This window comes from uncultured Psychromonas sp. (genome assembly GCF_947489755.1).
Taxonomy (GTDB): Bacteria; Pseudomonadota; Gammaproteobacteria; order Enterobacterales; family Psychromonadaceae; genus Psychromonas.
Window position 1 is genome coordinate 80,805 of record NZ_CANLFB010000020.1, and the last position, 9,764, is coordinate 90,568.

A 9,764-nucleotide genomic window follows, 5' to 3' on the forward strand; every position below is an offset into this window, starting at 1 on the left:
CAAGGTAAGTATGTCTGATTCAATTAATAAAACTGTGGCTACACAGCTTAAAAAAATTCGAGCAAATAAAGGTTGGAGTTTAGACATAACAAGTAAAAACTGTGGTGTTTCTAAAGCAATGCTGGGGCAAATAGAGCGAGGTGAATCTAGCCCAACCATTGCTAAGTTGTGGAAAATAGCGACAGGTTTTGAGCTGCCTTTATCAGATTTCTTAGGTCAAAAAAGTCCCTTAGACGTTCATACTAAAGGTTTTAGCCAAGATCAAATTATCAGTATTGAAACTATTTTTGAGTATGACCCAAAGACAGGTATTGAGATGTTTGAGTTATATTTTGCAGTGGGCCATGAGCAACATTCAGAGGCTCATCAAATAGGTGTTATAGAGCATGTTGTCGTCACTAGTGGTTGCATGGAATATTTTGCTGGTGGACAATGGAAGGCATTGAATACAGGCGAAAAAGCTAAGTTTAATGCGGATCAGCCTCATATTTATCGTAATACTGGAGATATCCCTTTACGTTTTTTCAATATTATTCACTATTCTTAATATAAAAAGCCTAATATAAAAACTCAATATATAAAATCCTTAACAGAGAAAGTTACTTACAAAACAATTTCTTAAAAATAAATTGCTTATAAAATAAGGTTCAAAAAATTAATGAATATCATCAAACGTTTGTTGGTCGTGTTTCTTGGATGCACTGTTTTTACGATTGCTTATGCTGATCAAGCTCAACGAATTAGCAAGAAAGAAGCGAATGCGGCTTTGCAGCTTTTACAAACTGAAAATATCCATATTATTCAAAAGTTATGTAGTCCATGTGGTGATGTACTGCCTCAAAATATTATTATTGACCAGGTTGCAATACAAGATGCTAATTACAAAGGCTTGTGGGAATTGACCGTTAATGGTCAAGCTATCGATTTGGCTTATTATTATGTGCCTGTAAAAGAGCGTTGGAAAAACTTTGCAAGAGCGGTAGATATTTATGTTGATGATATGCCTAAGTATTTAGATAACATTTCTATCCAAGCTAAAGTGGAAGACAGTAAAGGTTGGTATATTAATAAAAAACAGAAAATGATTATTACCAAGGAAGTCGTTAGCGGATCATTAGTGGCGGTATTAGGCAGAGGATCATACCAACATTTGAGTGTGTTCTTTCAAGCAAGTGCCGAAAAAGGATGTGAAGATGAATCACTTCAGAAATCTCAGTCAGTGCCTATGTATGTCAATGATGATTTAGTTAAATTCACTCTTTTATGTAAAGATAAAATAGTGGCCTTTTATGCCGATACAGAAGAAGGTAATGACTTTGTACTTGATCAATTCATGAATAATACAGTAGTTAAATTAAAGCCTTATACGGGTGAAGAAAGTTTTGTGTTTAGTGCTAAAGGTTTTAAAGCGTTATATGAAAAAGCGACAACTCATTAGCTCATAAATGTATTGTTATAAGGTTAAAGTTATAGCTGAGATGGTGTTAATAAGGAAACAGAATGAGTCAGACAACTATCTATTATTTAGAAATGAACCAAGCAGAACAACTTAATGAAAAACCAAAAGTTGATGGCTTAACTATTTCCGAGGCCATCATCAAAGAATATCGCTTTAATCGTTTTTTATATTCTTTAGTCGGTGAACAATGGCAGTGGCTGGATAAGTTAAACGAATCTGATGATGATTGGAGAGCTTATGCTGAAAGCGATAATTTGCGTACTTGGGTCGCTTATTATCAAGGTGCTATTGCTGGTTATTTTGAATTAGAAATCAGTGCTGAACAGGAAGTTGAAATTAAATATTTTGGATTAGCTCCTGCCTTCATTGGTAAAGGTTTTGGTGGCTATTTATTAACTTATGCGATTCAACAAGCTTGGACTATTTGCAATGCTAAGCGAGTTTGGGTACATACGTGCAGTTTGGATCATCCTAGCGCATTAGCTAACTACCAAGCTAGAGGGTTTGTGCTTTATCATCAAGAAATAGAATAATGGGTGTTATACCTTCTAATAAAAACTTTAATACCTATTACTTTACGTCTATTACTTAACACCTATTAATAGTCTTCTTTTGAAGTGATGATAAAAACTAAAAGTAGTTTTACATTCATCATTTTACCGCTCTTAATTGTTTTTTAGAGATAACCTATGCCTGCAGGACTCTGCTTTTTAATCGCTACTTTTTTATGGGGTAGTTCCTTTGTTGCTTTGAAAGCGGCGATTGATATTTATCCTCCGTCTTTTGTTATTTTTTTACGGATGTTAATCACACTTCTCATTTGTTTATGTTTATGGCGTTGGATAAAGCGTTTTGAATATCAGCAGGGTGACTGGAAGTGGTTATTGGTGATGTCATTAGCAGAGCCGTGTTTATATTTCTTGTTTGAAGGTTACGCTATGCAATATACCTCTGCTTCACAAGCTGGGGTTATCGTCTCTTGTTTACCGTTAATGGTCGCTTTGTTTGCATTTTTCTTAATCCAAGAAAAGCTGAGTAAACAGATCATTATTGGGTTTAGTCTTTGTATTACAGGAAGTGTCTTGCTAAGCGTCGTCTCTCCTAATACCGGTCACGCCCCTAATCCTTTGTTAGGCAATACATTAGAATTTTTGGCGATGGTTTGTGCTGCTTTTTATGTTGTGAGCATGAAACATTTATTAAATCGATACTCTGCTTTGTCCTTAATTGCGTTACAAGGTTTCTCTGGTACGGTCTTTTTTGCTCCTTTTTTATTGTTTATTGAATTACCCCCGCAACATGATATTAATGCATTAATGAATATTGTTTACTTAGGATCTGCAGTGACGTTGGGAGCCTATGGGATGTATAACTATGGATTAGCGAAAACATCAGTATTAACGGCCGCTGCTTATTCTAATTTAGTACCGATTTTTGCTTTATTATTATCGGCATTGCTATTAAATGAAATATTAACGCTTTGGCAATGGGCCAGTATTTTTGTTGTGTTTGCAGGTATCGTCATCAGTAAACGCCATGTTAACGTTAACCAAAATATACAAACTCAATAGCGTAAGGCCATTATGAACTATCTTGCACATTTACATATCGCGGCTTCTACTAATACGAGCTTTAGTGGTAATTTTTTAGGGGACTTTGTTAAAGGTAATCCAGATGGGCAGTTTCCTAAAGAAATAGTACAAGGTATTCGTCTACATCGTTATGTTGATAGCTTTACGGATAAGCATCCGCAAGTGCTCGCTGCTAAGTTATTATTCCCTAAAGCATTGCGTCGTTACGCACCGATTGCACTCGATATGTTCTGGGACCATTTTTTGGCGCGGCATTGGACAACCTTTAATGATTCAACCTTAGCTGAATTTTGCCAATTAGCAGAACAAAAAATTGCTAATGAAACGCAAGCGAGTGACGTTATTTTACCAGAACGTTTTGAACGAATTAACGGTTGGGTTTGGCAAGATAAGTGGCTTGAATCCTATCAAAAGATAGAAAATATTGAGTATGCTTTAAAACGTATGGCAACACGAAGCGAGCGAATGGCGCCTTTAGCTGAAACAGGAAAAGTGTTGAAAGATAATTATGCAGACCTGAGTGTCGTATTTTTTGCTTTATATGCAGATGTGCTAAAAGAAAGTGCAGGATTTGTAGATTTATTAAGGTAAGTGAGTACTTACTTTTTAACGTGGGGATGTTAAATTTGGTTAATGTTAGGCCTAAAAAAGGAGACTAAATTGTCTCCTGTTATTAAGTCAATTTAACTAAGCCTAAGTTAATACTTAATCTTCTCTAGTAAATAAGTGTGCGATATTTTTTAAGTCGCTTTTACCTTCAGAAATTTCTTTCGGTGATAAACCTGATACTTCATGTGGGAATACTAACCATTCATCTGATTCATGAATATAGTAGTCTGGCACAATAGATACGGCTTTGTTCTTAGGCTTGTAATAAGGTGTTGCGATGCGCACGTCGCGTGGCATATTTAAACGCATGACTTCATTTAGTTTTTCAGTTAACGCAACAACACTACGTCCTGAGTCAAATACGTCATCTACAATCAGTAAGCCATCATCAGCATTGGCATTTTCTATGATGTAATGTAAACCGTGTACTTTAATTGTTTTACTTTGTTTACCGATACCGTAATAAGAAGAAGTACGTACTGCGATATGATCTGTTTCTACTTTTTGATAGTCAAAGAATTCTTGAACTGCAATACCGATTGGAGCGCCGCCACGCCAAATACCAACAATAAATTGTGGGCGAAAACCGCTATCGTAAACTTGTGCTGCAAGACGAAATGAGTCTTCAAGTAATTGTTGTGCAGTGATAAAGACTTTATCAGACATATCATTTTCCTCTGGAATTAATTTAGTCGCGCAGTTTAAACTAAAAAAGACCGCTCTGCACAATTTGCATGCTAAAAATCGTATAAAATAATGGCTACGGAAGGTAAGTTATAGATTTTCAACACGTTACTATTATTTATTCTGGCATTTAATTGTGCTGCTTTTATTGATCTTAGTGTTAGTAACATTTTATTAGTCACCTAAAAGGTTAAAACCATCGGCTTTAGCCGGTCAGCTTTAGCTATAATTTCTCTATTAGTGTTAGGAGGTAGTTATGGATTATAGATATGGCAGTAATACAGTTTTTAAAATTCAATATCACTTTGTTTTTGTTACTAAATATAGATACCAAGTATTACAAGGTGATGTTGGTTTGAAAGTAAGAGAATTAGTTCGGCAAACATGTAATGCCTTTGAAATTGAGATTTTAAAAGGAGTTGTGAGCAAAGATCATGTTCATCTTTTAGTGTCAGCGCCACCAAATATGGCACCCAGTGAAATAATGAGAAGAATTAAAGGGCGTTCATCAGCTAAATTATTTGAAAGTTTCCCTGATCTTAAAAAGAGATATTGGGGGCGTCATTTTTGGGCTAGGGGATATTTCTGTGTAACGTCAGGAGATGTTACTGAAGAAATAATTAAAGAATATCTAGAGCACCACTTTGAAGTCAAAGGTGACGATAATTTTAGAACGGAAGGTTAATTCAACGGGTCTTTGACCCGTATCCGGACTTTAGTCCGTAAAACTAACCCACCTACTTTAGTAGGTGGTTGTTGAGTTAATGGTTTGTTTATGGAAAGAGGGTAATTAAATGCAACGAATAATGAAGTATCCCCCGTTAGTCACACTTTTATTTATGCTTATGATTTATTTGATGACCTTGTTAATTCCTTTTCTTAATGTTGGCTCACTTTTTTGGGATGGGTTATCAGGCGTTGTTTTGTGTGCTTCTGTGTTAGTTATCCTGAGTAGTGGTTGGAGGTTTAAAAAGGCAAAGACGACAGTAGATCCAACTACACCTGAAAAAACCACTCGTTTAGTCACTTCTGGAGTATATCGTTATTCTCGAAATCCTATGTATTTAGGTTTGTTGGGGTTTTTAATCGTTGAGATTTTACTGTTGGGTAATCTATTCGGTTTAGCTTTATTACCTCTTTATATGATGACAATGAACAAACGTTTCATTAAACCGGAAGAGACAGCGTTAGAAAGCCTTTTTGGTCAGTCGTTTATCGACTATAAGCAGAAAGTTAGACGTTGGCTTTAAAGGTTGCGTTTAAAAACAGATAAAACCCTTAACTTATAGAGTTTATTCAGGTTTTATCTGTCGAATCAAGTTGGTGACTATTCACTAACTTGATTAATGCTCGTGTTATCTTCTAATAGCTCACGTAAATTATCGAGTGTTGTTTGTGCAATACTGGTTAATGCTTCTTTAGTTAAGAAAGCTTGGTGACCTGTAAAAATCACATTGTGGCAAGCAGACAAGCGGCGGAAAATATCGTCGGCAATGATTTCACTTGAATGGTCATTAAAAAATAAATGCTCTTCTTCTTCATATACATCGAGACCTAGACCGCCAATACGTCCTGATTTTAATGCTTCAATAGCATCATGTGCATTCAATAAACCACCACGACTGGTATTAATAATGGTGACGCCATCTTTCATTAATGCAAAAGTATCTTTATTCAAGAGATGTTTATTATCACTCGTCAGTGGGCAATGTAGGCTGATTACGTCACTTCTTTCAAATAGTGTTTCTAAGCTAACGTACTCCGCGCCTAATGCAGTCGCTTTATCTGATGGGTAAGGGTCAGAAGCTAATATTTTACAACCAAAACCTTTGAAAATAGCCATTGTTGCTAAGCCAATTTTCCCTGTACCAATAATACCAACCGTTTTGCCATGCAGGTTAAAGCCCACTAAACCTTCTAATGAAAAGTTTGCATCTCGAGTACGTTGGTATGCTTTGTGTGTACGTCGGTTAAGCGTCATTAATAATGCTATGGCATGTTCTGCTACGGCTTCTGGAGAATAAGCAGGAACACGAACGATTGTCATACCCAGTGATTTTGCACAAAATAAGTCAATATTATTAAAACCAGCACAACGCATGGCAATATATTTGATACCTAATTCATGAAGCTGATTTAAAACGGGCGCACTTAAATCGTCGTTTACAAAGGCACATATTGCATCATAGCCAGTAGCCAATGCTGCAGTGTGTGAATTAAGTTGAGTATCAAAAAAGTTAATGCTGATAGGGTCTGAAATCAATGGTTCGAAATGCTGAATATCATAACTACGGGAACTGAACATCGCGACTTTCATAAAGGTAACTCCATGTTGAAAAGTAATGTTGTAACAAAGTAATCATTCTTTTAATCAAGAACAGCAATACGATAATAATCTATTGTTGTTTTATATTTTATAATTGTACACCTTATACGTCGTAACTTAAGCAAAGGGATTACTTTGTTATTATATAAATGAATGCATAAATAACGAGATAAACTCTTTCATCAATAATTATATTTAAAATGCAATAAATTCAGTTTATTAGCGGTCAACTATCATTGATTGTGGCGAACCTTTTAATTTTTATTCAGTCACAGACATGTATTTGTGTTACAAACTATTTTATTTGGTATTTCTCGGAGTTTTCATGCCCTTTTTTAAGCATTGTTTTTTATTGTTACTGTTCATTTTTGGCCTGTCTAGTAGTGCATTTGCACAAGCGCCAGAAACAGGGTGGATCACTAATTTTAATCACCTACCCGTTAAAGTTAATTTACAGCTAACAGGGCAAGTTAAAGAAAATACAGTTAATGGTATTTTGAATGTTGATTTAGCGAAAGATTGGAAAACATATTGGCGATCTCCAGGTGAAGGCGGTGTGGCTCCAACATTTGTATGGTCTGAGCAATCATATAATATTGATGCGGTTGATTGGTCTTGGCCAACCCCTAAACGTTATCCTGTATTAGGTGTTGAAACAGTTGGTTATAAAGATCAAATTCATTTTCCCATTCAGTTACAACTGAAAGATCCTCAACAAGTAAGTCGTTTAAAAGGTACGTTAACGCTTGCTTCATGTACGACGATTTGTGTATTAACTGACTACGAAATTGATTTAAGTTTTGATCCTAACCTGCTTGCTATCAATGAAGATGTGGCTTTTGCTTATGCACAAGCGACCAGTAGCGTGCCTATTTTAGTTGACCAAAATGCTATCAAAGCACAAAAAAATAATGCCAATATTACTAATATTATCAGCTCATGGGATCAATTTAATCAAGAAGTATCAGTGCAGTTAGTGCATCAAATAGGATGGGAAGCACCTGACTTGTTTATTGATAGTGACGATCCAGCGTTAGAAAATGTCTTCTTTTCTAAGCCTATTATTGCGGTCTTAGGTAAACAAGTCACCGCCACGTTTAATGCAAGTAGTTGGGGTGGTGAAGTTGATTTAAGTAATGCTGATGTCAACATTACAGTGGTTGATGCGGATATTGCTGTAGAGGTTGCGACTACCTTGGGTAATCAGACCATTTCAGCGGTCGGTGAATCTATTTGGTCTATTTTCTTGGTGGCATTAATTGGTGGTTTAATTTTAAATATTATGCCTTGTGTATTACCAGTATTAGGCATGAAATTAAGCTCGGTTTTAGGGGTTGATGGTAGCCAACGTTCACAAGTACGTAAACAATTTTTGGCTTCTAGTGCGGGTATTGTTAGCTCATTCTGGTTATTGGCGCTGTTTTTGTTAGTACTTAAACTGTCTGGCGAAGCATTAGGCTGGGGAATACAATTCCAAAGCCCTTATTTTATTACCTTCATGGTGATTGTTACCGCTATCTTCACTGCTAATATGTTGGGTTTATTTGAAATTCAATTACCTCCTTCAATGCAAACTTGGTTAGCAACAAAAGGTGGGCATTCTTACCTAGGTCATTATTTACAAGGTATGTTTGCAACATTATTAGCCACGCCTTGTAGTGCACCTTTCTTGGGTACGGCTGTTGCATTTGCTTTAGGCGCATCTTCATGGCAACTGTTTGCTGTCTTTACCGCGTTAGGTTTAGGGATGGCATTACCTTGGTTATTAATTGCTTTATTCCCAAGTATTGCGTTGTTAATGCCTAAGCCTGGCAAATGGATGGGTACTATCAAGTTGGTGTTTGGGTTACTTATTTTAGCGACATGTTTATGGTTAGTGAGTTTGCTAAGCAGCTTTATCGGACTGCTTTATAGCATGTTAGTAGCCGTATTTATTTTAATTATATTTGCTGTTTTGATTCTCAAAAAGCATGGTAAACGTTTATTCTTTATCACTTTTTTTGTGTTCATGATTGTCGCTGCTATTGCTTTGATCGTAGGCAGTTTAACGGCTAAGCATTGGGCTAACCCTCTACAAGATGAGATTTCTTGGGTACCATTAAATGCACAGTTAATAGAGCAAGAAGTCAATAAAGGTAATGTTGTCTTTGTAGATGTGACGGCAAAATGGTGTGTCACTTGTAAGGCCAATAAAATTGGCGTGTTATTACAAGATCCTGTTTATAGTGCACTACAAGAAGACGGTGTTATAGCGATGAGTGGTGATTGGACGGTACGTTCTGACTCTGTGACTGCTTATTTACAATCATTCGGACGTTATGGTGTTCCTTTTAATATTGTTTATGGTCCAGCGGCACCTAATGGCATTGAGCTATCTACTATTTTAAATAGTGAAGATGTTCTTAATGCGATAGAACAAGCAAAGGGGCAATAAGATGACTGAACATAATCCTCAAGAACCTAAAGTAAAAAAAAGCTGGGGAGCACGGATCAGATCATTCGCTATTTATGTACTGTTAGCATTGGCATTAGGTTGGGGCGTTGATATATGGCGAGCTCAATCTATTGCATCTGGTAAAGCGCCTCAATTGGCTGCAACCAGTGTTCAAGGCGACAAGGTTGATTTGATTGCAATGAGTCAAGATAAACCTGTTTTAGTTTATTTCTGGGCCACATGGTGCAGTGTTTGTAGCTTCGTTTCTCCCTCTGTTGATTTTGTGAGTGGCCAGATGCAAGTGGTTACTGTTGCCCTGAACTCTGGTGAAAATAAGCGTGTACAACAATACCTTGGTGCTAAAGGTTATAATTTTACTGTGGTCAATGATGCTAAAGGGGAAATAGGCCGTGAATGGGGAATTAGTTTAACGCCGACTATTATTGTGATTAATAAAGGAGAAGTAACTTCTGTAACAACCGGGTTCACTAGTCCATTTGGTATGTGGGTAAGGATGTTGTTAAGCTAAGTTAAATGAGGCTTATTCGTTCAAAGCCATTATTTATATAGCCGTTAATCTAAGTAACCTGAGTTCTGGATAAGCAATAGCATTTATTAGACTGTCATCATCTCTAATTCACTTTTAGATACCTTAATACA

Annotated in this window: 11 protein-coding genes; 9 read left to right on the plus strand and 2 right to left on the minus strand. The window is 36.3% G+C overall.

Annotated features, from left to right (window positions below; translation table 11 throughout):
* Positions 1 to 10: 10 nt before the first annotated feature.
* The 5 genes from Q0794_RS12380 to Q0794_RS12400 all read left to right on the plus strand — a co-directional run bounded on the left by Q0794_RS12380 (position 11) and on the right by Q0794_RS12400 (position 3,642).
* Positions 11 to 547 (plus strand): XRE family transcriptional regulator, encoded by a 537-nt coding sequence (locus Q0794_RS12380; RefSeq protein WP_298942322.1) that lies wholly within the window; start codon positions 11 to 13, stop codon positions 545 to 547.
* A gap of 111 nt (positions 548 to 658) precedes the next feature.
* Complete coding sequence (locus Q0794_RS12385) at positions 659 to 1,438, plus strand: hypothetical protein (protein WP_298942323.1); 780 nt, start codon at positions 659 to 661, stop codon at positions 1,436 to 1,438.
* Positions 1,439 to 1,500: 62 nt separating this feature from the next.
* The gene (locus tag Q0794_RS12390) at positions 1,501 to 1,992 is read left to right on the plus strand and encodes a GNAT family N-acetyltransferase (protein ID WP_298942325.1); all 492 of its coding nucleotides are present in this window, start codon (positions 1,501 to 1,503) and stop codon (positions 1,990 to 1,992) included.
* Positions 1,993 to 2,148: 156 nt separating this feature from the next.
* Positions 2,149 to 3,030, plus strand: coding sequence for a DMT family transporter (locus Q0794_RS12395; RefSeq protein ID WP_298942326.1), 882 nt, complete (start codon positions 2,149 to 2,151; stop codon positions 3,028 to 3,030).
* 12 nt (positions 3,031 to 3,042) lie between these two features.
* A complete protein-coding gene (locus tag Q0794_RS12400) occupies positions 3,043 to 3,642 on the plus strand; it encodes an ACP phosphodiesterase (protein WP_298942328.1) in 600 nt (199 codons plus the stop codon).
* Positions 3,643 to 3,756: 114 nt separating this feature from the next.
* On the opposite strand, the gene Q0794_RS12405 is transcribed toward Q0794_RS12400, so the two are convergent.
* Positions 3,757 to 4,326 (minus strand): phosphoribosyltransferase family protein, encoded by a 570-nt coding sequence (locus tag Q0794_RS12405; protein ID WP_025564559.1) that lies wholly within the window; start codon positions 4,324 to 4,326, stop codon positions 3,757 to 3,759.
* 274 nt (positions 4,327 to 4,600) lie between these two features.
* Between Q0794_RS12405 and tnpA the strand changes: the two genes are divergently transcribed.
* Both tnpA and Q0794_RS12415 read left to right on the plus strand, forming a co-directional pair.
* Positions 4,601 to 5,029 (plus strand): IS200/IS605 family transposase, encoded by a 429-nt coding sequence (gene tnpA / locus Q0794_RS12410; protein ID WP_298942332.1) that lies wholly within the window; start codon positions 4,601 to 4,603, stop codon positions 5,027 to 5,029.
* 109 nt (positions 5,030 to 5,138) lie between these two features.
* A complete protein-coding gene (locus Q0794_RS12415) occupies positions 5,139 to 5,594 on the plus strand; it encodes an isoprenylcysteine carboxylmethyltransferase family protein (RefSeq protein ID WP_298942334.1) in 456 nt (151 codons plus the stop codon).
* Positions 5,595 to 5,671: 77 nt separating this feature from the next.
* On the opposite strand, the gene Q0794_RS12420 is transcribed toward Q0794_RS12415, so the two are convergent.
* The gene (locus tag Q0794_RS12420; protein ID WP_298942336.1) at positions 5,672 to 6,661 is read right to left on the minus strand and encodes a 2-hydroxyacid dehydrogenase; all 990 of its coding nucleotides are present in this window, start codon (positions 6,659 to 6,661) and stop codon (positions 5,672 to 5,674) included.
* Between the two features lie 334 nt (positions 6,662 to 6,995).
* On the opposite strand from Q0794_RS12420, the gene Q0794_RS12425 reads away from it, so the two are divergent.
* Both Q0794_RS12425 and Q0794_RS12430 read left to right on the plus strand, forming a co-directional pair.
* Positions 6,996 to 9,104: a protein-disulfide reductase DsbD domain-containing protein gene (locus Q0794_RS12425; protein ID WP_298942337.1), complete on the plus strand. Its 2,109-nt coding sequence runs from the start codon at positions 6,996 to 6,998 to the stop codon at positions 9,102 to 9,104.
* Between the two features lies 1 nt (position 9,105).
* A complete protein-coding gene (locus Q0794_RS12430) occupies positions 9,106 to 9,633 on the plus strand; it encodes a protein disulfide oxidoreductase (protein WP_298942339.1) in 528 nt (175 codons plus the stop codon).
* Positions 9,634 to 9,764: the final 131 nt, after the last annotated feature.